The sequence below is a fragment of the Streptomyces sp. D2-8 genome (assembly GCF_023184515.1).
Taxonomy (GTDB): Bacteria; Actinomycetota; Actinomycetes; order Streptomycetales; family Streptomycetaceae; genus Streptomyces.
This window is the reverse complement of sequence record NZ_JAAHBP010000026.1, coordinates 64,153-85,774: the sequence shown is the minus strand read 5'-3', so window position 1 is coordinate 85,774 and position 21,622 is coordinate 64,153. Positions and strand designations below refer to the sequence as shown.

General features: G+C 72.7%; 23 protein-coding genes. 12 read left to right on the top strand and 11 right to left on the bottom strand.

Annotated elements, in window-relative coordinates; translation table 11 throughout:
* Nucleotides 1-84: 84 nt before the first annotated feature.
* Nucleotides 85-588: a DUF6624 domain-containing protein gene (locus tag G3I77_RS35000; protein ID WP_248510357.1), complete on the top strand. Its 504-nt coding sequence runs from the start codon at nt 85-87 to the stop codon at nt 586-588.
* Nucleotides 589-622: 34 nt separating this feature from the next.
* Here the strand turns inward: G3I77_RS35000 and murQ are convergent, their stop codons facing one another.
* Entirely contained in the window at nt 623-1,555 is a 933-nt protein-coding gene (murQ, locus tag G3I77_RS34995) for an N-acetylmuramic acid 6-phosphate etherase (RefSeq protein WP_248510356.1), read from the bottom strand.
* A gap of 47 nt (nt 1,556-1,602) precedes the next feature.
* Nucleotides 1,603-2,538, bottom strand: coding sequence for a MurR/RpiR family transcriptional regulator (locus G3I77_RS34990; protein ID WP_248510355.1), 936 nt, complete (start codon nt 2,536-2,538; stop codon nt 1,603-1,605).
* A gap of 55 nt (nt 2,539-2,593) precedes the next feature.
* Between G3I77_RS34990 and G3I77_RS34985 the strand changes: the two genes are divergently transcribed.
* Nucleotides 2,594-2,977: a hypothetical protein gene (locus tag G3I77_RS34985; RefSeq protein WP_248510354.1), complete on the top strand. Its 384-nt coding sequence runs from the start codon at nt 2,594-2,596 to the stop codon at nt 2,975-2,977.
* 7 nt (nt 2,978-2,984) lie between these two features.
* Nucleotides 2,985-3,272: a DUF4031 domain-containing protein gene (locus G3I77_RS34980; protein ID WP_248510353.1), complete on the top strand. Its 288-nt coding sequence runs from the start codon at nt 2,985-2,987 to the stop codon at nt 3,270-3,272.
* Here G3I77_RS34980 and G3I77_RS34975 read toward each other — a convergent pair.
* Both G3I77_RS34975 and G3I77_RS34970 read right to left on the bottom strand, forming a co-directional pair.
* Entirely contained in the window at nt 3,242-4,297 is a 1,056-nt protein-coding gene (locus G3I77_RS34975) for a GNAT family N-acetyltransferase (protein ID WP_248510499.1), read from the bottom strand. The two genes, G3I77_RS34980 and G3I77_RS34975, sit on opposite strands and share 31 nt — an antisense overlap.
* 34 nt (nt 4,298-4,331) lie before the next feature.
* Complete coding sequence (locus G3I77_RS34970) at nt 4,332-4,994, bottom strand: hypothetical protein (RefSeq protein ID WP_248510352.1); 663 nt, start codon at nt 4,992-4,994, stop codon at nt 4,332-4,334.
* A 271-nt stretch (nt 4,995-5,265) separates the two neighbouring features.
* On the opposite strand from G3I77_RS34970, the gene G3I77_RS34965 reads away from it, so the two are divergent.
* The 4 genes from G3I77_RS34965 (at nt 5,266) to G3I77_RS34950 (ending at nt 9,405) form a co-directional block, all read left to right on the top strand.
* Nucleotides 5,266-5,946: a maleylpyruvate isomerase family mycothiol-dependent enzyme gene (locus G3I77_RS34965; protein ID WP_248510350.1), complete on the top strand. Its 681-nt coding sequence runs from the start codon at nt 5,266-5,268 to the stop codon at nt 5,944-5,946.
* A 124-nt stretch (nt 5,947-6,070) separates the two neighbouring features.
* Nucleotides 6,071-6,763 carry a copper homeostasis protein CutC gene (locus tag G3I77_RS34960; RefSeq protein ID WP_248510348.1) on the top strand — a complete coding sequence of 231 codons (693 nt, stop codon included), beginning with the start codon at nt 6,071-6,073 and terminating at the stop codon, nt 6,761-6,763.
* A 280-nt stretch (nt 6,764-7,043) separates the two neighbouring features.
* On the top strand, nt 7,044-8,582 hold the full coding sequence (locus G3I77_RS34955) for a BTAD domain-containing putative transcriptional regulator (protein ID WP_248510346.1): 1,539 nt from the start codon (nt 7,044-7,046) through the stop codon (nt 8,580-8,582).
* Between the two features lie 82 nt (nt 8,583-8,664).
* Nucleotides 8,665-9,405 carry an SDR family NAD(P)-dependent oxidoreductase gene (locus G3I77_RS34950; protein ID WP_248510345.1) on the top strand — a complete coding sequence of 247 codons (741 nt, stop codon included), beginning with the start codon at nt 8,665-8,667 and terminating at the stop codon, nt 9,403-9,405.
* Between the two features lie 82 nt (nt 9,406-9,487).
* On the opposite strand, the gene G3I77_RS34945 is transcribed toward G3I77_RS34950, so the two are convergent.
* Nucleotides 9,488-11,542 (bottom strand): UvrD-helicase domain-containing protein, encoded by a 2,055-nt coding sequence (locus tag G3I77_RS34945; RefSeq protein WP_248510344.1) that lies wholly within the window; start codon nt 11,540-11,542, stop codon nt 9,488-9,490.
* Between the two features lie 286 nt (nt 11,543-11,828).
* Here G3I77_RS34945 and G3I77_RS34940 point away from each other — a divergent pair, with 286 nt between their 5' ends.
* Complete coding sequence (locus G3I77_RS34940) at nt 11,829-12,020, top strand: hypothetical protein (RefSeq protein ID WP_248510343.1); 192 nt, start codon at nt 11,829-11,831, stop codon at nt 12,018-12,020.
* A 28-nt stretch (nt 12,021-12,048) separates the two neighbouring features.
* On the opposite strand, the gene G3I77_RS34935 is transcribed toward G3I77_RS34940, so the two are convergent.
* On the bottom strand, nt 12,049-13,692 hold the full coding sequence (locus G3I77_RS34935) for a DNA repair helicase XPB (protein ID WP_248510342.1): 1,644 nt from the start codon (nt 13,690-13,692) through the stop codon (nt 12,049-12,051).
* A gap of 190 nt (nt 13,693-13,882) precedes the next feature.
* On the opposite strand from G3I77_RS34935, the gene G3I77_RS34930 reads away from it, so the two are divergent.
* Nucleotides 13,883-14,428, top strand: coding sequence for an ATP-binding protein (locus tag G3I77_RS34930; RefSeq protein ID WP_308311437.1), 546 nt, complete (start codon nt 13,883-13,885; stop codon nt 14,426-14,428).
* 43 nt (nt 14,429-14,471) lie between these two features.
* Here the strand turns inward: G3I77_RS34930 and G3I77_RS34925 are convergent, their stop codons facing one another.
* A complete protein-coding gene (locus G3I77_RS34925) occupies nt 14,472-17,012 on the bottom strand; it encodes a helicase C-terminal domain-containing protein (RefSeq protein ID WP_248510341.1) in 2,541 nt (846 codons plus the stop codon).
* Nucleotides 17,013-17,166: 154 nt separating this feature from the next.
* On the opposite strand from G3I77_RS34925, the gene G3I77_RS34920 reads away from it, so the two are divergent.
* Both G3I77_RS34920 and G3I77_RS34915 read left to right on the top strand, forming a co-directional pair.
* Nucleotides 17,167-18,162 (top strand): hypothetical protein, encoded by a 996-nt coding sequence (locus tag G3I77_RS34920; protein WP_248510339.1) that lies wholly within the window; start codon nt 17,167-17,169, stop codon nt 18,160-18,162.
* Between the two features lie 49 nt (nt 18,163-18,211).
* Nucleotides 18,212-18,835: an HAD family hydrolase gene (locus G3I77_RS34915; protein ID WP_248510337.1), complete on the top strand. Its 624-nt coding sequence runs from the start codon at nt 18,212-18,214 to the stop codon at nt 18,833-18,835.
* Here the strand turns inward: G3I77_RS34915 and G3I77_RS34910 are convergent.
* Entirely contained in the window at nt 18,814-19,062 is a 249-nt protein-coding gene (locus G3I77_RS34910; protein WP_248510336.1) for a hypothetical protein, read from the bottom strand. The two genes, G3I77_RS34915 and G3I77_RS34910, sit on opposite strands and share 22 nt — an antisense overlap.
* Before the next feature lie 164 nt (nt 19,063-19,226).
* Here G3I77_RS34910 and G3I77_RS40745 point away from each other — a divergent pair, with 164 nt between their 5' ends.
* Nucleotides 19,227-19,610, top strand: a complete 384-nt coding sequence (locus tag G3I77_RS40745) for a cold-shock protein (protein ID WP_282574310.1) — start codon at nt 19,227-19,229, stop codon at nt 19,608-19,610.
* Nucleotides 19,611-19,614: 4 nt separating this feature from the next.
* Here G3I77_RS40745 and G3I77_RS34900 read toward each other — a convergent pair whose 3' ends face one another.
* The 3 genes from G3I77_RS34900 to G3I77_RS34890 are packed head-to-tail and all read right to left on the bottom strand — an operon-like array spanning nt 19,615 to nt 21,606.
* A complete protein-coding gene (locus tag G3I77_RS34900) occupies nt 19,615-20,463 on the bottom strand; it encodes a 1,4-dihydroxy-6-naphthoate synthase (RefSeq protein ID WP_248510334.1) in 849 nt (282 codons plus the stop codon).
* Entirely contained in the window at nt 20,453-21,163 is a 711-nt protein-coding gene (locus tag G3I77_RS34895) for a futalosine hydrolase (RefSeq protein WP_248510332.1), read from the bottom strand. The genes G3I77_RS34900 and G3I77_RS34895 overlap by 11 nt, the downstream gene beginning before the upstream one ends.
* The gene (locus G3I77_RS34890; protein WP_248510331.1) at nt 21,133-21,606 is read right to left on the bottom strand and encodes a DUF2771 domain-containing protein; all 474 of its coding nucleotides are present in this window, start codon (nt 21,604-21,606) and stop codon (nt 21,133-21,135) included. Before G3I77_RS34890 ends, G3I77_RS34895 begins: the two co-directional genes overlap by 31 nt.
* Nucleotides 21,607-21,622: the final 16 nt, after the last annotated feature.

The following is a 21,622-nucleotide window of genomic DNA, read 5'->3' as shown; positions in this document are numbered from 1 at the left end:
TCACCGTTCTCCGGAATGATCTTCATGGGTGGAATGCGGCTTTAGGGTTTGGGTCAACGCCCCTTCTGCGAAAGGAAGTTCGCGATGACCCTCGCCGCCCTCGCCGAGGAACTCACCGCCATGGCCGCCGCCGACCACGAGCAGGCCGCCGCCGGAGCCGCCCACAGCGACGACCCGGCCGGGCAGCTCGCCTGGCGGCGGCTCACCGCCCGGCACGGGGACCGGCTGAACGAGATCATGGACGAGGCCGGCTGGCCCACGGCGGACCTCGTCGGCGCGGACGCCGCCCGGGCCGCCTGGATCCTCGCTCAGCATGCCGACCGGCAACTGGACGTGCAGCGGCGGGCGCTGCGGCTGCTGGAGGAGGCCGTGGCGGCGGGGCGGGCCGGTGCCCGGGAGCTGGCGTTCCTGCGGGACCGCACGCTCGTCAACGAGGGGCGGGAGCAGGTCTACGGCACCCAGGTCGCCGGAGTGAGGGAAGACGGCAGCCCGATCCCCTGGCCCTGTGCCGAGCCCGGCCGTGTGGACGAGCTGCGCGCAGGGGTGGGCATCGAGCCGTTCGCCGAGTACGTCGCCCGGTTCCAGTGAGTGGAGGCCGGTCAGCGCCGCCGGGGCCGGTGAGTCAGCCGGCCGCCGTCAGGGCCGCTCGCAAGTGCCCGCCGGACTCTTCCAGCAGGCGGGCCGCCGTCGGGCCGTCGACGTCGGCGAGGAGGGTGAGGATCGCGTGCTTCACCTCGCCGTCCGTGGCGGTCAGGGCCCGTTCGATGTCCTTGTCGGCGGCGCCGGTCGCGAGGGCCACGATGCGGTGGGAGCGGGCGCGGAGCTTGTCGTTCGAGGCGCGGACGTCGACCATCAGGTTCCCGTAGGTCTTTCCCAGCCGGATCATCGTGATCGTCGAGAGCATGTTGAGGACGAGCTTCTGCGCCGTGCCGGACTTCAGACGGGTGGAGCCGGTGAGCAGTTCGGGCCCCACGACGATCTCGATGCCGTGGTCGGCGGCGGCCGCGAGCGGGCTGCCGGGGTTGCAGGCGAGGCCGATGGTGAGGGAGCGGCGGGCGCGGGCGTGTTCGACCGCGCCGATGGCGTACGGCGTGCGGCCGGAGGCGGAGATGCCGACCACCGTGTCGTCGGGGGTCAGGGCGAGGGGCGCCAGGTCGGCCCTTGCCAGTTCCCGGGAGTCCTCCGCGCCCTCGACCGAGGTGACCACCGCGTCCGGGCCGCCCGCGATCAGGCCGACGACCCGGGAGGGGTCGGTGTTGAACGTGGGCGGGCACTCGGAGGCGTCCAGGATGCCCAGCCGGCCCGCCGTGCCGGCGCCCGCGTAGATCAGGCGGCCGCCCCGGGCCATCCGCTCCGCGACGGCGTCGATCGCGGCGGCGATCTGCGGCAGCCGCGCCGCGACCGCCCCGGCCACGGTGGCGTCCTCGCCGTTCATCAGCCGGGCGATGTCGAGGGTGGGCAGCCGGTCGATGTCCGCGAGTTCCGGCCGGAAGGCCTCGGTGGTCAGGGACTCCAACTCGGTCCTGAGATCACGGGGGCTGGAGGTGGAGGTCATGAACGGCTCTTTCCGTGTCTTTCCGGTGCTGGGCGGGGCGGCGCGCCTCAGGAGCGATGCCGGTGGGCCAGCGCCTCGTAGGACGCCGACAGCGCCGGCGCCGCCTTCTCGTAGGTCCGCTGCGCCACCCCCACGAACAGGCAGTCCACCACGAGGAGCTGACCGGTACGGGACGACATCGCCGCCGGACGCAGCTCGCTCTCGCGTGCGGTGGACGTGGTGAGGACGTGGTCGGCGTACTGCGTGACCGGGCCGGTGGGCCGGCCGGTGATCGCCACCGTCGTCGCCCCGCGCTCGAAGGCGACCCGCAGCGGTTCGATGACGTCCCCCGTCGCCCCGGAGTGCGTGATGGCGATCGCGACATCGCCCGCGCGCAGTTGCACCGCGTTGGTGACGGCGAGGTGCGGGTCGCTGTGGGCGTGCGCTATCAGCCCTATGCGCAGCAGCTTCTGTGTGAGGTCCTGCGCGACCAGGCCGGACGCCCCGACGCCGTACACATCGGTGCGGCGGGCCGTGGTCAGCGCGGTGACGGCCGCGCCCAGTTGGACGGTGTCGAGGCCGGCGGCGGTGTCGGCGAGGGTCTGCTGCTCGTCGTAGGCGAGCTTGGCGACCACGTCGGCGATCGGGTCGTCCACCGCGATGTCCGTCGTGATGGCCGGGGCGCGGCCCGACTGCTGCTGCGCGGCGAGTCCGGCGAGGGCCAGGCGCAGATCCCGGTAACCCGGATAGCCCAGCAGGCGGGCGGTGCGTACGACGGTCGCCTCGCTGGTGCCGGTGAGTTCGGCGAGGCCGGTGACCGTGAGGGCCGCGCAGCCGGCCGGGTCGCCCGCGACGGCCTCGGCGACGCGCTGCATGGAACGCGTCATCGACGGGCCCAGCGTGCGGACCTTGGCCGCGAGGGCGGCGGGGGCGGGCGGGGTGCCGCTCGCTCCCGAGGGGCCGCCGCGTTCGCTGGCGAAAATTTCCTTCACGTCTCGGGTCACATGTGAAAGATATTTTCGTCGCGGTGTTCGGGTCAAGAGTGCGCACAATGGGTGCATGGATCCCATCAGCCCCCTGGAGCAGGCGCTGCACGCCGCGCGCGCCCTCGTGCTGGCCGACCTCGTCGCGGGCCGCGTCGCCGAGGCCGATGTCGTGTCCCTGGTCGAGCAGTCCGTCGCGCAGCGGCGATGGTGGGTCGAGCAGTGGCCCGAGGGCGCGCAGTACGTGGCCGGCCTGGTCGCGCAGGACGTCCAGGACTCCCTGCTGGAGCGGTACGGCCGCTGGCCGCTGTGCCCGGTGTGCGGCACCGGCGACCCGCACGCCCTCGACGTGGAACCGGAGTTGGGGCCCGACCCGCACTGGGTGTGCAGCGAGGCGGGCGTGAAGGTGGCGGCGGTGGGGTCGCTGAACGAGGCCATCGGCGGGGCGGCGTCCTCGTGAGGCCCTCGTGACGATCTACATCGACCCGCCGGCCTGGCCCGGCCACGGCCGCATGTGGTCCCACCTCGTCAGCGACGTCTCCTTCGACGAACTCCACACCTTCGCCGCCCGCCTCGGCCTCCCCCGCCGGGCCTTCGAGCGCGACCACTACGACATCCCCGACCAGCGGTACGCCGACGCGGTGCGGGCCGGGGCCGTGGAGGTCAGCAGCCGCGAGGTGGTGCGGCTGCTGTACGGGGCGGGGCTGCGGCGGCCCAAGGGGCGCTATCCGTCGCGCGGTTCGCACAGTTCGTAGGTCAGTTGCTCGGGGTCCTCGGCGACCTGGGTGAATCCGGCCCGCGCGAGCACGTTCTGCGAGGGCAGGTTGTCCCGCTCGACCATCGCGACCACGGTCCGCACCTCCGGCCGGTCCAGCGCCCAGGCCGACAGCGCGCGCAGCGCCTCGGTGGCGTAGCCGTGACCGCGGGCGCCCTCGACCAGGTCGTAGCCGACCTCGACCCGGCCCGTCTCGTCCGGGACGCTGTGGAAGCCCATGGCGCCGATCGCGCGCTTGTCCTCGCGCCGGACCAGCACGTACATGCCCCACTCCGGCCGGTGGACCCCGTCCTCGTACTGCTTGTACACCAGCCCGGCGCCGACCCGGGTGCCCTCGATCGGGCCGCCCTCGATCCACTCGAAGCCGCCGTCGCCGACCGCGGACAGGTCGGTGGCGGCCGCGGGGGTGACGCCCTCCAGGGTGAGCCGCTCGGTGCCGATCACCAGGTTGTTGTTCCAGCGCCACTCGGTCACCGGGGCGCGGTCGGCCAGTTCCCCGCGGCCGGTGGCCCACAGCAGGGTCGGCCACGGGGTGGGCCCCGGCTGGACGTGCGGGAAGATCCGGGTGAGCACGAAGTCGCACAGCTCGGGCGCCGGTTCGTAGGACAGGCCCAGTCCCTCGGCCACGTCGTGCGTGTGCAGCAGCACCTCGACCACGCCCATGGCGGCGAACCCCTCACGGTTCGCGCTGCGGAACGGGTACGGATGGAAGGCCCGCACGTCACGCGGGGTGGTGCGGACCGCCGCGGCGAGCAGGGTCCCCATCGCGCCGATCACCCGCAGCGCACCCGCGTTGTCGGTCCCCTCCTCCAACGAGAGCTCGAACGGCGCGTACCCGTCCTGCTCCCGCCCCGCCAGCTGGCCCGCGTAGGCGATGAGATCCTCCGCGATGTGCACCGCCGTCCTGCGGCAACTCCACTCCAGCCGCCCGGCCCGCACCCCTTCCCAGTCCCGATCGGCGACCGCCCCCAACAGCCCGACGCACTCGGCGACGGCCTGCTCCACCTGTTCCGCTCCCGTGGTCCACATGGTGGGCAGGCTACGAGGCGTCGTGAGGTGAGAGCGACAGCATTTCCAGCTCGCCGGTGAGGTTGTAGCGGGCCGTGGCCTCCCACTCGGCTGCTCCGTACGGCGTCCTGAACAGGCGCGGGAGGTCCAGGAGTTGGCGCAGGATCGCGGCGCGGCCCGCGCGGAAGGCGTCGCTGGGGACGAAGTGGTACTCCTCGCGGACGGCCGTGGTGTAGGCGGCGTACGCCGACGGGGGCGAGGCGAGGATCGCGAGGTCGGCGTCGCACAGGACCTGGCCGTCGGGGTCGTCGTCAGCGGGGTCGTGGGTGACGGTGAGCCGGACCAGGCGGGCCACCTCGGCGGTCTTCGCGTCGGGTACGCCGGCTTCCGGGAGGGCGCGCTCGGCGAGGCGGGCCGAGCGCTCCTCGTTCTCGGAGCGGTCGGGCAGGTAGACCGCGTCGTGGAACCAGGCGGCCAGCCGCACCACGTCCGGGTCGTGCGCGTACCGCTCCAGTTCGTCGACGCGGTCCAGGACCGCGGTGAGGTGCTCGACCGTGTGGTAGCGGCGCTGGGGCTCCTGCCAGCGGGTGAGCAGGGCGTCGGCGTACGGCGCCGGGTCCGGGCCGCCGGCCGGGCCCCGGGCTGCTTCCAGGGTGCGGGCGAAGCGGGTGTGCAGGGTGTCGAGGTCGACCATGGTGGCATTCTCCCGCTCAGCGGGGTCGGGCACCAAGGGCCTGCCGTTTGGGTCAGGTCGCAGGGAAGCGACGGTGCCATTCGATGCCGGTGAGCGGGGTCTGGTGCGTGCAGCTGCAAGGCGGAGGAGGGCGTCGACGCGATGGGGGTCCCCCCTGCTCGAGCGAAGCCGAGAGCTTGGGGGAGTCGGCAACCGACGACAACGCGGCAGATGCGCGTGCCAGGCCCCGCGTCTGCGGCCTGATCCAAACGGCAGGCCATAGCGTGGGGGCATGACGACTCCTGCTGATGTGCATGACGTACGGGACCCCGAGCAGCCCGGACGGCTGCTGACGATCGAGCGTGACGCCCTGATCCCGCTGCTGCGGGGCCGGGCCGGGGAGGACTTCGCGCGGCCCGTCGCCGCGTGTCCGGGCTGGACGGTGCGGGATGCGCTGGCGCACTGCTCGGCCGCGCTGACGCGGGTGACGGAGGGCAGGTTCGAGGAGGGCGTGTTCTCGCCCGAGGTAAACGACCGGGACATCGCGGAGCGGTCCGGCTGGAGCGACGCACAGATTGTCGACGAGCTGGAGCGGGGGATGGGCGAGGCCGGGCCGCTCATCGCCGGGGCCGGCGGGAAGCTGGACGGTCTCGCCCTCGGGGTGTGGGTGCACGCCGGGGACGTGCGGGAGGCCTTCGGGGAGCCGGGGGCGTACGGCGGGGCCGGGCTGCCGGACGCGCTGGCGCTGCTCGCCCGGATCACCCGCGAGCGCGGGCACGTGCCGCTGCACGCCGACCTCGACGACCTGGACGAGCCGCTGCGGCTGGGGGAGAGCGGCGGGGAGCGTCCCCCGGGCCGTTTCATCGGGGACGGACCGACGCTCGTACGGCTGTACACGGGGCGGCCGGTCGACGGGGCGCCTTCGTTCGAGCTGGCCGGGGTGGAGGCGAAGGAGCTGAACATCTTCGGCTGAGGCGCCGGCCCGGGGCCCGGGGGCTTGGGATTCGGCGGGAGTGGGCAGCGTAGTCTTGATTGGACTAGACCTGTCGCGACCGTCAGGCGTCCGTACGCCGACGCCGTGCCGACGAAGGGGCCCCATGAGCAAGCGTGCAGTCCTGGAGGTGATCGCCCTCGGCGTCGAGGACGCGGTCGCCGCCCAGGCGGGAGGCGCGGACCGCCTCGAGCTGGTCACCGACATGGCGGCCGACGGGCTCACCCCGTCGGCCGCCACCGTCGCCGGGATCCGCCGGGCGGTCGACATCTCCCTGCGGGTGATGCTGCGGCCGGCCGACGGGTTCGCGGCCGGGGACGTGGACCGGCTGGCGCGGGTGGCGGGCGAGCTGCGGGAGGCCGGGGCGGAGGAGTTCGTGCTGGGGTTCCTCGATGCCGGGGGTGCGGTGGATCTGGCGGCTGTGGAGCGGGTGGTGGGGGTGCTGGACGGCTGCCCCTGGACCTTCCACCGGGCGATCGACCGGTCCGCGGACCGGGACGCCCTGCGCAAGCAGCTGGACGGGATGCCGGGGCTGGACACGTACCTGACGGCCGGGGCTTCGGGTGGGGTCGATGACGGGCTTTCCGTGCTGCTCGCGGAGGCGGCCCGGCAGGGACAGCCGGGGTACGAGCAGCATCTCCTGGTGGGGGGCGGGCTCCGGCTCGACCACGTGCCGACGCTGCTGACGGCCGGGGTCGACGGCTTCCACATCGGCGGGGCGGCTCGGCCGGAGGGCTGGGGGGCACCGGTGTCGGCGGATGCCGTCGCACGGTGGCGGGCCGCCCTGGACGCCGTCTGAACGCCCCCGGCCCTCACCCCTGGGTGACGGTGACCCCGCGTGCGGTTGTCCGCCATCACCGAGTCGTGGACTCCCCGCCGCCGGTGCGCCCCTCCCGGCATCACGAGGCGCCGCAGGGCCGGCGGACCGAGCAGGCCGGGGAAGTCGAGTCCCTGGGAGGGGGCCGTAGCGGTGATGTCTGACAACACCCTGACCGGCGACGGCAGTTCGCCGTCCCGCGTTTCTCCGGGTCGCCTCTGTACGGGGAAGCGGGGGACGGGCTCGTGCGTTGTGCCGTTGCATGAGCCTGCGCTTCTCACTGATGGGTCCGGTACGAGCCTGGAACGACGAAGAGGAGATCGAACTGGGGCCGCGCCAGCAGCGGGCAGTGCTGGCGGCGTTGCTGCTGAACAACGGCATCCGGCTGAGCAACGACCAGTTGATCGGCATGGTCTGGGACGACCCGACGCCGAGCGCGGTGATGGCGTTGCGGACGTACGTGTACAAGATCCGCAAGATCCTTCCGGAGCTGAACCTGAAGTCCAGGGACGGGGGGTACACGGTCCGCGCGGAGATCGTCGACGATTGCCGCGGAGAGCCCTTGGAAGGCCTCCGGAGTGCCTACTTCGACGCGCAACGGGTGCGGCTCGGCGACTACCGGCTCAAGGCGCGGGAGGACTGCCTCGAACGTGAACTCGACGTGCTGGAGCTGCAAAAGCACGTCGCCGCCTTCCCCCTCAGGGAACGACCGCGCGCTCTCCTGATGCGCGCGCTCTACCTGGAGGGCAGGCAGGGCGAAGCACTTGACCATTTCCACCAGGCGCGCGCACGCCTCAACGAGGAGCTCGGCCTCGAACCAGGGCCGGAGCTGCGCAAGGTCCACGCGCGGATCCTCAACGGCGACCTCACCCCGCCGCGCAGACCGGAGCAGCTGCTGCCGGATCTGATCGACTTCACCGGCCGCGCCGAGGAGATCGCGCAGGCTCTCCGGACGTTGCCGGGCACCGTGGGCATCACCGGTATGCGGGGCAGCGGCAAGACCGCGCTGGCCACCCGGATCGGCCACCTCGTCAGGGGCCGCTTCCCGGACGGGCAGATCTTCGTCAGGGGCGGGGACGTCGCCGACGAGCTGTTGCGCGCGGTCGGCGTGGAGAACCCCGTCGGCGACAAAGCCGCACTGTGGCGGGAGAAGGCGCGGGGCAGGCGATTCCTCGTCGTGGTCGACGACGTGCGGGACGCGGCGGCCGTACGCGATCTCGCCACGCCCGGCTCGGCGATGATCCTCACGAGCGTCCGCCGGTTGAACGAGCTGCCGGGGGTGACCTGGCTGAAGACCGCCGGGCTGGCCGAGCGGGAGGCACGGGACTTCTTCCGCAAGGTCCTCGGTCCAGTGCGCGCGGACGCGGAACCCGGGCAGGCCGAGGTGCTGCTGGACCGCCTCTCGCGCCTGCCGGGCCCGATCAGGGTGATCGGCGGCAAGCTCAGCTCGCGTCCGCACTGGACGATCGGGATGGTTCTGCTGCAAATGGAGCGGGAGAGCAAGCTCGACGGCGTGATCCCCTCCGACTGCGCTGCGATGTTCGCCCCGTTGATCGCGGCCGAGGAGCAGCTGAGCGATCCGGAACGGCACATGCTCAGGTGCTTCGCGCGCCAAAACACCGAGGTGATCGACAGCCACCATGCGGCGGAGATGTCCGGGGCCGACCCCGGTGAGATCGAGCTGGTGCTGGAGTCGCTCACGGGCGTGCACCTGATCGAGCCGCTCGTACTCGGCCGCTACCGGCTGCCGCAGTTCGTGCGCCTCTACTTCAGGCTGCGCACAGTGGCCCTGACCACTTGATCCATTTCGACGTCTTCGGCCTGACCAGGCCGTATATCCGGAAATTATGCTCCGACGATCTGGCACCGCCACGTTTGCAGACATGTCAGCCAACGAACTTCAGGACAAGAAGGCACTCGTCACCGGCGCCACGTCGGGGATCGGCCGCGCGATCGCGGTCAAGCTCGCGGAGGCGGGTGCCACCGTCTACGTGACAGGGCGCAGGGCCGAGCTCGGCAAGGAGACCGTCGAGCTGATCGAGCAGGCGGGCGGGACGGGCCACTTCGTCGTCGCGGACGTCGCGAACATCGACGACGTCCGCAAGCTCGCCGAGGAGGTCGGCGAGGTGGACATCCTGGTGAACAACGCGGGCATCTTCCCGTTCTCGCCGACCCCTGAGCAGTCGCTCGACAGCTACGAGCGGGTGTTCGACATCAACGTTCGTGCGTCCTACTTCCTGACGGCCGCGCTCGCGCCGGCCATGGTGACCAAGAAGAAGGGTGCGATCGTCAACGTGTCGTCGGTCGCCGCGCAGATCGGCACCCCGGTCGGCTCCGTCTACAACGCCTCCAAGGCCGCGATGGACGCGCTGACCCGGTCGTGGGCCGTCGAGTTCGGCACGGCGGGCGTTCGCGTCAACTCCGTGGCGCCCGGCCCGATCCGGACCGACACGGCCGTCGACACGGTGGGCGAGATGTTCGAGGCGTTCAGCCAGAGCACACCGCTCACCCGCGCCGGCGAGCCCGAGGAGATCGCCGAAGCCGTGGTGTTCCTGGCCTCCGACAAGGCCAGCTACATCACCGGCGCGGTGCTCACCGCCGACGGCGGCTTGGTCGCGACCTGAGCGCAGGAGCGACTGCCCGGCGCTGAGGGGCGACGCCCGCGGGCATCACCGCCGGTGATGCCCGTCGCACAGGCCCGACCCTTCAGTGAAGGGTGGTTGACGCCAACTGCGGCGGCAGCCCGGCCGTGTGCGTGACGATCAGGCCCGACACAGCTCGCGTCAGCGCCACATACAGGCGTCGCAGGCCCGTCCGTTCGTCCGGTTCGCCGTCGACCACCGCCCGGGGTTCGTCCAGGACGACGTAGTCGTACTCCAGGCCCTTCGCGAGGGACGCCGGGACCAGGGTCAGGCGGGTGTCCTGGGTGGTTTCCTCGCCGGGGCCCAGGTACGGGATCCCGGCCTCCGTCAGGGACTTGGCCAGCTCCGGGACGCGGGCGTCCGCCGCGATGAGGCCCGTCGAGCCCTCGTGGCGCAGCGACGCGCGGCAGGCCTCGACGACGTCCGACGTGCCGGAGACCGGCCGGACCTCGAAGTGGCCGGGGTTCTCGCGGATCGAGACCACCGGGGTGAGGCCCGGGGCGATGTGCGGGAGCAGCCGGGACGCGTAGGTGATGACGTCCGTCGGGACGCGGAAACCGGCCGTCAGCTCCTCCACCGGCGCCTCCGGCTTGCCCAGGTGTGTCAGCGCCTCCTGCCAGCCCCGGGTCGCCCACGGCGTCGTGCCCTGCGCCAGGTCGCCGAGGACGGTCGCGCTGCCGGTGGTGCAGCGGCGGCCGACGGCCCGGTACTGCATGGGGGAGAGGTCCTGCGCCTCGTCGAGGACGACATGCCCGAGGGAGTGCGTGCGCTGGATCAGGTCGGTGGCCTCGTCGATCAGGACGGCGTCCGCGGCCGACCACCTGGCCGACTTCACACTGCGCGCCGGCTTCACCCAGAGGATCGCCTTCTGCTCGTCCTCGTCGAGGATCCCGTCGGCGTGGACGGCGAGGAACTCCGCGTCCGACAGCAGGCGGAGCACCAGCTTCGCCGGGTCAACGGCCGGCCAGACCGCCTTGACCGCCGCCTTGACCGCGCTGTTGCGGGCCACCGCGTCCTGCACCCGGTCGTCCGGCGCCTCACCCGACCGTTCCATCTGCACCAGCACGGCATGCGCGATGCGCTGCGGCAGGGCCTCGCGGGCGGCGCCGTAGCGGATGTCGCGGTCGAGCAACTCGCGGACGAGCTCCTCCAGTTCGTACGCCGGGACCCGCCAGCGGCGGGAGCCGCGCACCACCACGACCGGCTCGGCGGGCATCGTGACGTGCGCGTAGAGGGCCCGGCGCAGCACCTGCGCCAGCCGGGCGTCGCCCTTGACGACGGCGGCCGTCGCGTCGTCCGTGCCCTTGATCTCGACGTGGGCGACGAGGTCGTCGACGGTCGCCTGCTGCACGGTCAACTCGCCCAGCGCAGGCAGGACTTGCTCGATGTAGTGCAGGAAGGACCGGTTCGGCCCGATGACCAGCGTGCCGGTACGGGCGAGCCGCTCGCGGTGGGCGTAGAGGAGGTAGGCGACCCGGTGCAGGCCGACGGCGGTCTTCCCGGTGCCCGGGCCGCCCTGCACGCACACCGTGCCGGAGAGGCCGGAACGGACGATCTCGTCCTGCTCCGGCTGGATCGTCGCGACGATGTCCCGCATCGGGCCGACACGCGGCCGCTCGATCTCCTGCTGGAGCAGCTTGCTGGTCCGGGCCGCCTCGGCAGGGTCGGAGAGGTGCTCGTCCTCGTACGCCGTGATGTCGCCGCGGGTGTAACCGAAGCGGCGGCGCAGCACGACGTCCATCGGGTCCTTCTTGGAGGCCCGGTAGAACGGCTGTGAGACCGGCGCGCGCCAGTCGATGACCATGGGATCGCCGTCGTGGTCGTGCACATGCCGCCGCCCGATGTAGAAGCGCTCGCCCTCCGCGCCCTCCGCCTCCTCGGCGCCCGGGGCGTGCAGGTAGTCGAGCCGGCCGAAGAACAGCGGGGTGTCGCTGAGGTCGGCCAGGGCCTTGATGCGTTCCTCGATCTGGCGGCCCAGCACCTCGGCGTTGACCCAGTTCGCGGTGACGTCGCTGATGTCGAGGGCCTCGACGTCCGCGCGCATGGCACGCAGGGCGGAACGGGAGGCGGAGAGGTGGGAGCGCTCACGCGAGAGCGGGTCGTCGACGGGCGTGGACAAGGGGGTGCCTCCGGAGGGACCTGCTGAAGAGATGGCGGTGAGATGCCGGCCGGTTTCCGTCCGGTCGGCGGCGCTCCGTGAGGGAGGCGGGCAAGAGCGGAGATCTTAGAGGAGCGGAGGTGCCGGCCGCGAACGGTTTTCTCCGCTCGTTCCCTTCCCTCATCCCTTAGGGGACAGGGCCCTCCTCCCTGAGGGGCGGGGTCGCCCCACGGGCGTACACGGACCACCGCACAGCTCGGTCCGGAGACCGACGCTGGCTTTACGGACGAAAGCGCACCATGGAGACATGAGCGCAGCAACCATCTCCCCCGCCCCGGCACCGGGCCGCCCGCCCGGCGCCACCGCCGTGGCAGGCAGCCACCGACACCGGCTCGGCGATGCCCTGCGCGCCGTGAAGGTCTTCGCGGGCGCAGCCTTCGACGTGGTCGTCCTCGGCCAGTACGGAGAGGAAGTCGGCGTGGTCCGCCGCCACAAGTGAGTGCCACGAGTGAGAGGGGTCGCCCTCCTCAGCTCTCCGCGAGCAGCTCGTCCGCGTCCATGATCCGGTACGCGTAGCCCTGCTCCGCCAGGAAGCGCTGGCGGTGGGCCGCGAAGTCCTGGTCGATGGTGTCCCGGGCGACCACCGAGTAGAAGTGCGCCTGGTGGCCGTCGGACTTGGGACGCAGGACCCGGCCGAGCCGCTGGGCCTCCTCCTGCCGGGAGCCGAACGTGCCCGAGACCTGGATGGCGACCGTGGCCTCCGGCAGGTCGATCGAGAAGTTCGCGACCTTGGACACGACGAGCACGCTGATCTCGCCCTCCCGGAAGGCGTCGAAGAGCTTCTCCCGCTGCGCGTTCGACGTCTCGCCCTTGATCACGGGCGCCCCGAGATGCTCTCCCAGTTCGTCGAGCTGGTCGATGTACTGGCCGATGACGAGGATCTGCTGACCGGCGAAGCGGCGGACGATCGCCTCCGTGACCTTCCGTTTCGTCGCGGTCGTCGCACAGAAGCGGTACTTCTCCTCCGTCTCGGCCGTGGCGTACGCGAGCCGCTCGGAGTCCGTCAGATTGACCCGGACCTCCACGCAGTCGGCGGGCGCGATGTAGCCCTGCGCCTCGATCTCCTTCCACGGCGCGTCGAACCGCTTGGGACCGATCAGGGAGAACACGTCCGACTCGCGGCCGTCCTCACGCACCAGGGTGGCGGTCAGACCGAGCCGCCGACGCGCCTGGAGGTCGGCGGTGAACTTGAAGACCGGCGCGGGCAGCAGGTGCACCTCGTCGTAGACGATCAACCCCCAGTCCCGCGAGTCGAACAGCTCCAGGTGCGGGTAGACGCCCTTCCGCCGGGTCGTCAGCACCTGGTACGTGGCGATCGTGACGGGCCGGATCTCCTTCTTGGTCCCGCTGTACTCGCCGATCTCGTCCTCGGTGAGCGACGTCCGCTTCACCAGCTCGTGCTTCCACTGCCGGGCGGAGACCGTGTTCGTGACCAGGATCAGGGTCGTGGACTTGGCCTGCGCCATCGACCCGGCGCCGACCAGCGTCTTCCCGGCGCCGCAGGGCAGGACGACGACGCCCGACCCGCCGTGCCAGAAGTTCTCGACGGCCTGCTTCTGGTACGGCCTGAGCGCCCAGCCGTCCTCGGCCAGCTCGATCTCGTGCGCCTCGCCGTCGACGTACCCGGCGAGGTCCTCGGCCGGCCAGCCCAGCTTCAGCAGCGTCTGCTTGATCTGTCCGCGCTCGGAGGGGTGCACGGCGACCGTGTCCGGGTCGATGCGGGCGCCGACCAGGGGCGTGACCCGCTTCGACCGCAGGATCTCCTCCAGCACCGGGCGGTCGGTGGTGGTCAGGACCAGCCCGTGCGCCGGGTGCTTGGACAGGGTGAGACGGCCGTAGCGGTCCATCGTCTCGGCGATGTCGACGAGCAGCGCGTGCGGCACCGGGTAGCGGCTGTACTGCACGAGCGCGTCCACGACCTGCTCGGCGTCATGGCCCGCCGCGCGGGCGTTCCACAGGCCCAGCGGGGTCACGCGGTAGGTGTGGATGTGCTCCGGCGCCCGCTCCAGTTCCGCGAACGGGGCGATGACCCGACGGCAGTCGTCGGCCTGCTCGTGGTCGACTTCCAGGAGCAGGGTTTTGTCGGACTGGACGATCAGCGGACCATTCACGCGCGGCACCCTTTCTGCGGCCGGACGGCTCGGACGGTTCGACAGCGCGACGCCCCGGCCAAACGTCTAGTGTGCCTGATCGACCGCGTCAGGTGCTGTGATCTGCGCGTCCGGTCGTACTGAATGCCTATTCATCCCAACGTGTGGTGTGAATTCAGTTTTTCCATCGCGGCCCCGAAGAATGGCGCACGTGCAGAACCCGACGACCACCACCCTCGGATACGCCCTGTTCGCCACCCGCTGGCTCCAGGCCCCGCTGTACTTCGGGCTGGTGGCAGCACAGGGCGTCTACGTCTACAAGGTCTTCAAGGAGCTCGGGACCTCCGCGGCGGACGTCTCGCGGCGGCCCCACCCGGACGTCGACGCCGAGGCCCGGATCCGTGCCGCCGGTTTCCCGGCCCGCAAGCTGCTCGAGGAATTCGACCAGCAGCATCCCCGGGAGTTCGACCGGGAGACCGTGGCCCGGCTCGGCAAGGCGGACATCGTCACCACCCGGCGCAACGTGGTCTTCGTCGGCTCGCCCGGCACCGGCAAGACCCACCTGGCCGTCGCCCTGGGCGTACGCGCCTGCCAGGCCGGGCACCGGGTGCTGTTCGCGACCGCCGCCGAGTGGGCCGGCGGCCCGCGGGTGCCCGGGCCGCCGGCCGGCCGGTGGCTGCCCCCGCGCGCACGGCGTGATGCGGCACGCCCGGGAAGGTCGCCCAACGGTGGGACATCCCCGGCGTGGCGTGCATAAACGCCCGCCCGCACCCGAACGGGTGACGGACCGCGAGCTGCCGTCAGCCCGCGTCGTCGGCGAGCTCCGCGACCCCGGTGATCCGGTGCAGCGGATACGTGCGGACCTCGTCCGCGGTGTGGTCGTACGCCGTGACGAAGCCGCCCTCGACGCGGATCGGGGCGACGACCCGCTGGCTGGCGGCGCCCTCGGCGTTGACGTAGCCGATCCACAGGGCCTCGCCGGTGAGGACGGCGGCCTGCATGGTGGCGAGGGTCTCGGCGGTGCCGGTGCGGGGCAGCTCACCGTTGACCACGGGGGCCGTGCCGGGCTTGCGCGGGGTGGTGGAGGCGAGGTCGCCGGCCCGGATGGCGCGCAGCGCGGCCGCGAGGAGCGTGTCGTCGGGGACCGGCGGGCCGTCCGGGACCGGCTCGGGCGCGGTGCGCGGCGGGGTGCGGTGGGCCAGGGCGCGGGTGATCAGCACATCGCCCTCGGCGGACTCGGCGGCCGGCGCGAACCCCATCGCCCGCAGGCCCTCCAGGAGCCCGGCCGGGTCGGCCTGCGCGGCCAGCACGGTCGAGGCGAGCCGGCGCAGCCCGAGCCCGGCGGCCCGCTTGTCGGCGAGGATCTCGCTGAGCACCGCGTCGTCGTCGCAGCGCACGTACGCCGAGGCCGCGCCGACCCGCAGATGGCCGTGCCGGCGGGCCACGTCGTCGATCAGGTACGCGAGCGGCTGCGGCACCGGGGTGCGGGAGTGCGCGGCGAGGAAGGCGTGCAGGTCGGAGGCGGCCTGCCCGGCGTCCAGCGCCCGCCGCACCGAGCCGGGCGTGAACCGGTAGACGGTGGCCCCGCCCTTGGACTCGACGTCCGCCAGCACGCCCAGCATGTCCGCGAGCGGCCGCTGCAAGGGGCCCGGCGCCACCGCCGTCAGGTCGGCCTGGAGCAGCACGTGGTCCAGCGGCTCGGGCAGGAGCGGTGCGAGCAGCCGGGCCGCCGCGGCGGCGGCGACGGCCTGTTCGGCGGGGGAGAGCGAGACGAGCGGGGCGGGGCGGTGATGGTGATGGACGGGCAGCTTGTCCCCCGGCCCGGAGGGCTCCGCTTCCGGGCCCTTCACGGGAGCCGCGGGTGCGCCCAGCAGCGCCCGGCCCTGCGCCGACAGCGCGCCCCGGCCCGTGACGCCCAGCAGCTCCGCCTCGGACAGGGCCCACTCGGCGAGTCGGCTCCGCAGGTCGTCCTCGCGCCGGTCGCCGCGCAGGGGGCGCTCCCAGCGCAGCCGGGCCAGCACCGACCCGGCGGCCGGAGCGGCACCCTCCGGCAGCCCGGCCAGCAGCGCCAGCACCCGGTGCCGTACCTCGGGCGCCGCCGAGCGGTCCAGGCCCGGCCCGAGCGCCGACAGCGTACGGTCCTTCGCGTCCCGCCCGCCCACAAGACCGGCCGTCCGGGTCGCCGCGAGCCACGCCGTGACCAGCCGCGACCAGCGCTCGGCAGCGGGCAGCTCCAGCCACTCGTCGTACGCCGGGGTCGCCGCGTACCGCTCGTCGGCCTCGCCGTCGGAGGCGATCAGGCCCGCCGCGTACGCCAGCTCCACCCAGAACGCGGCGACCGGCTCGGACACGTCGAGGGCGACGGCGGTCCGCTTCAGGTCCCGCACGCTCAGCCCGCCGGCCCGCAGCACCGCGGGCCCGCCCTCGTCCCAGTCCTTCAGCAGTTCCTCGACGGTCGCGAGCGCGGTGTGGGCCTGCCCGGCCGCGGTGCTGTCCACAACCTGTGGACGATGCGCGGCCGCCGCCTCGACCACCGGCGGGACGGGCTCGGGCGCCCGGTGCGCCAGGCCCCGCCGCAGATGCAGGGCGACCTCGCGCGGCAGGACGACCGTCCCGGGCGCCGTCGGCAGCAGCAGTCCGCGGTCCAGCAGCCAGCGCAGCCGGGGCGCCGGATCGGCGGTGACCTGCCCGTACGGCGGCCCCCACACCAGACGCTCCAGTACGTCGAGGGAGTCGGCCGGGGCGTCGGCGAGCAGCGCGGCCATCCGGGCCCGGTCCGTGAACAGCCCGGCCAGGGCGGTCACCGCGGAGACCGAGTCGTGCGTCGAGGCCAGCCCGGCGGCCGTGACGATCTCCTGGATCCGGCCCGGGGACATCCCGGCGGTGGCCTCCTGGACCGTCGGGCCGAGCCCGGTCGGCGAGGGGTGCTGCGGCGAGGGCGCCAGCAGCTCACGCGCCGTGCGGACCAGCCGCAGCCGGTCGTCGCCGCCCCACACCAGCGCCTGCTCGCGCAAGCCGTCCAGGGCGTGCGGCAGCGCGGCGGCGACGGCCGGGTCGGCGTCGTCCCCGGCCATGAGCCCGAGCAGCTCGTCGTACGGCGCCGGGTCCGCCGCCACGGCCAGCGCCTCCGCCGTCTGCAGCGCGAACCGGTCCAGCCGTTCCAGGGCCCGCACGACCGAGGCACGGGTGCCGGCGCGGGTCGCGAGCTGGGTGAGGTCGGTGGGGACGGGCGTGATGAGATCCGGGCGGCTGCGCAGGAGTGCGCCCAGCGAAGCGTCGCCCCGCGCGCGGAGCGCTTCCGCGAGGGAGCGGGGGGCCGGGGGCCTGTCCTCGGTGCTCATCCGGTCCACGGTAGCGGGTTGCCCGCGGCGGCCGGGCCGACTGTGCGCGGCCTCGTCCCCCCGAACGCGGGACGGGCTTTTGGCCGCCCCGCGGGCACTCGCGGTACCGTCGTCCGACGGCGTCACGCAACGCACCCGCCCCGGAGGGGACTTCGTGGGGATTGAGAGCGACCAGGTCGTTTACGAGTATCTGAGCCGCGTCGGCGACGTGGCCCAGCAGCGGCAGTTGTCGTCGGCCACCCGGATGCGTCTGGTCGCGGACCTGCGCAACGAGATCGACAAGCGCCGTGCGAAGGCCACCGTCGACTCGCCCGCCGCCGTCCGCCGCATCCTGTCGCGCCTGGGCAGCCCCGACGACGTCGTGACCGCGGCAGCGGGCGGCACGGGCGTCGAGCCGCGCGGCGCCGCCCCCGCCTCCGTCCCCGTACAGCGCGAGGCCGAGCCGGAGGAACGGGCGAAGAGCGTCATGCGGCGCGTCGTACCGCGCCCCCGCCCGGCGCGACCCGCCGAGGAGGCGCACCCCGCGCCCCTCGACGGCCCTGCCCCGCCGCATCTGGCCGCAGGGCGCGAGCTCGGCGACAGCGCGGTCCAGCCGGACTGGTGGCGGGTGGACAGCAGCCCGTTCGGGGTGGGCGACGAGGTGCCGGGCTTCGTGGGCGGCGTGGTGCCGGACCTGCTGAAGCCGCCGGCGCAGCGCAAGGCGGAGCCGGAGAAGCCGGCGGCCGGGGAACCGGCCCCGGTCGTCGAGGCGGCGGAGGCGGCCGAGGCGGCCGGGGAGCGGAGCCGCCGCCGTCTCCCGCGCCTTGCCGCCGGAAACTGGAGCAACCCGCTCCTCCTGATCGCCGCCGGCCTGCTCGTCGCCGGTGCCGTGCTCGGCAACTGGTTCGTCCTCCTGCTCGGCTGGCTCATCGCCTACGCCTCCCGGCGCCTCACCCAGGCCGAGACGAAGTGGGCGGTAGTGATCCTGCCGGGCCTCGCCGTGGCGGGGGGCCTGGTCTGGCTGTGGGGCCGGATGAACGGCCGCTGGGGCGCCCCGATCGCCGAGGGCCACATGAACGCCGCGGTGGCGGAGACCTGGCCGTGGGTGGTCAGGGGCGCGGCGGTGGCGTCGGCCCTGTTCCTGGTGTGGCGTTCCCAGCGCTCGCGCTAGCCGGTCACAGGGGGACGGGGGCGTCTGCCGTTCACACCGGCTGGGCACAATGGCCCATATGGCTCTCACCGTCGGCTTCGACCTCGACATGACCCTCATCGACTCCCGTCCCGGCATCCGCGCCTGCTACCGGGCGCTGTCCGAGCGGACGGGGACGTACATCGACGCCGACCTGGCGGTCACGCGGCTCGGGCCGCCGCTGGCCGAGGAACTGATCAACTGGTTCCCGGCCGAGAAGGTCCAGGTCATGGCGGACCTGTACCGGGAGATGTACCCGTCGATCGCCATCGCCGCGACCCCGGCGATGACCGGCGCCCGGGAGGCCATCGCGGCCGTACGGGAGGCCGGTGGACGCGCGATAGTCGTCACCGCCAAGTACGAGCCCAACGCCAAACTGCACCTGGCCCACCTCGGCATCGAGCCCGACGCCGTCATCGGCGACCTGTGGGCCGAGCAGAAGGCGGAGGCCCTGCGCGAGCACGACGCGGGCGTCTACGTCGGCGACCACGTCGGGGACGTCCGCGGCGCCCGGGCCGCCGGGGCGCTCTCGGTGGCGGTGGCCACCGGCCCCTGCCCCGAGGAGGAACTGCGCGCGGCGGGCGCGGACGTCGTCCTCACCGATCTGACCGGATTTCCGCGGTGGCTTTCGGACTACCGTCCCGCGCGCGCCTGACGGCGGCCCGCTGCCACGGAACGCAGCATTCCCGCACCGGCCATCAGGAATCCGACTGCCATGAGCATGCTCAATCCGAACATGTACGTCGGAAAGGGCGTCGTCCCGAGGAGCAACGGGGCGACCGTGACCAGTGTGGCCAGGGCGCCGATGAAGAAGACGACGGCTCCGGCACGGACCAGGCGGTCACCGGGAGCGGCGGAATTCGTTTGGGTTTTGTCACGCACCCGACCAGGGTAGTTCCCAGCGCGAAGGAACAACCCGGTGACGTCTTGTCACCGGCTGCAAGAGCATTAGCCTTGGTACCGGCGGGTCCGTTCGACCCGCCCGAGTGCTATCAAGAGCCGTTTCCAGAAGCAGTTTTCCGACGAGTACGAGGACGAGGACAGACATGCCCACCGGCAAGGTCAAGTGGTTCAACGGCGAGAAGGGCTTCGGCTTTCTCTCCCGCGACGACGGCGGTGACGTCTTCGTCCATTCCTCGGTCCTCCCCGCCGGAGTCGAGACGCTCAAGCCCGGTCAGCGCGTGGAGTTCGGCGTGGTCGCCGGACAGCGCGGCGACCAGGCGCTGTCCCTGACGATCCTGGACCCGACCCCGTCCGTCGCCGCCGCGACCCGCAAGAAGCCGGACGAGCTGGCCTCCATCGTCCAGGATCTGACGACGCTCCTGGAGAACATCACGCCGATGCTGGAGCGCGGCCGCTACCCCGAGAAGACCGCCGGCAAGAAGATCGCCGGCCTGCTGCGCGCGGTCGCCGACCAGCTGGACGTCTGAGGCTTCAGGGAAAACGCAGCGCGTCCGGGCCGAGGGGCGGTACGAGTCCCTCGGCCGCCGCGCGGGTCAGCAGCCCGCGTACGGCCGCGTAGCCGTCCTCGCCGAGGCCGGCGGTGAACTCGTTGACGTACAGCCCGATGTGCTGGTCGGCGACGGCCGGGTCCATCTCCTGGGCGTGCTCCATGACGTACGGCCGGGATGCCTCGGGGTCGTCCCAGGCGGCGCGCACCGACGTCCGGATCGAGTCGGCGAGCAGCCGCAGCCCCTGCTCGCCCAGCGACCGCTTGGCGATGATCGCGCCCAGCGGGATCGGCAGCCCCGTGGTGTTCTCCCAGTGCTCGCCCATGTCGGCGAGCTTGTGCAGCCCGTACGCGCCGTACGTGAAGCGCGCCTCGTGGATCACGAGTCCCGCGTCGACCTTGCCGTCCCGCACGGCCGGCATGATCTCGTGGAACGGCATGACGACGATCTCGCCGACCCCGTCGGCCAGGGTGTCCGCGGCCCACAGCCGGAACAGCAGGTAGGCGGTCGACTTCTCACTGGGCACCGCGACCGTCCGCCCGGTGAGGTCGACGTCCGCCTCCCGCGTCAGCACCAGCGGCCCGCAGCCCCGCCCCAGCGCACCCCCGCAGGGCAGCAGGGCGTAGTCGTCGAGAACGTAGGGCAGCACGGCGTACGACACCTTCAGCACGTCGAACTCGCCGCGCTCGGCCATGCCGTTGGTGATGTCGATGTCGGCGAAGGTCACGTCGAGGGCGGGGGCGCCGGGGACCCGGTCATGGGCCAGGGCGTCGAAGACGAACGTGTCGTTCGGGCAGGGCGAGTACGCGATCCGCAGCTGCTCAACTGTCATGCCGGTCCCAACTCTCCAGTACGGGCACGAGCTTCCCGAACCCCTCGCTCAAGGCTGCCAGAGCGTCCCCGATCCGCCACGCGGCGCGGTCACGCGGCCCGACGGGATTGGAGATCGCCCGGATCTCCAGCACGGGCACCCCCTGCGCGGCGGCGGCCTCGGCGACGCCGAAGCCCTCCATGGCCTCGGCGAGGGCGGTGGGGTGCCGTTCCCGCAGTGCGGCGGCCCTGGCGGCCGTCCCGGTCACGGTCGACACGGTGAGCACGGCCCCGGTCCGGGCCCCGGTGGCGTCGGCGACCCGCCGGAGAAGATCCGCGGGCGGCTGATGCCGGACGGTCCCGAATCCGAGCTCGGTGACCGGCACGAACCCGTCCTCGGTCTCGGCCCCCAGGTCGGCCGCCACGATCCCGTCGGCGACGACGAGCGATCCCACAGGAGCCTCGGGCTGGAACCCGCCCCCGATCCCGGCGGAGACCACGAGACCGTAGGGCTCGCCCCGGAGGGAGGCGGCGGTGAGGGCGGAGGCGACGGAGGCGGCGGCGAGAGCGGGCCCGACACCGGCGGCGATCACCTCGATGCCGCCGGCCCCGGGGCAGGCCCGGGCCACCGCGTCCTGTTCCACGGAAACCGCGGTGGCGACCAGCACCCGGTCAAGCCCGGCGGCAGCGATCAGGCGTCCTTCTCCAGCTTGAAGTTCCACAGGCCCGACGTGTCCTTCTCGCCCTCCTTGATGGACACCAGCGTCGAGTTGCCCTGCGCGCCGTACTGGGCGTTGAAGAACACGCTGCCCGGAATCGTGCGGTAGGTCTTCGTGCTGGCGTCGGTCAGCGGCTGACCGTTCATCAGGATCGTCCAGCCCTTGTCGGCGATCTCGGGGTCGACACCGAAGCGCACGGTCTCGTCGGGGTCGACGGAGATGCTCTTGATGCCCTTGTCCTTCAGGCACTGGGTGAGATCGGACGGCTTCAGGGTGTCGCCCTCGCCGCCGCAGGTGGCCTCGGAGTTCACCGAGTCGCTGCCCACGGTGACCGTGGCCATCGGCGTCGGCTTGTCACAGGCCGACAGGACGAGCAGTCCGGCGGATACGACACCGGCGACAGCGACGGCGCGGCGGCGTCGCACAGCGGATTGCAACGTGTTCATGGGCGAAGGCTATCGG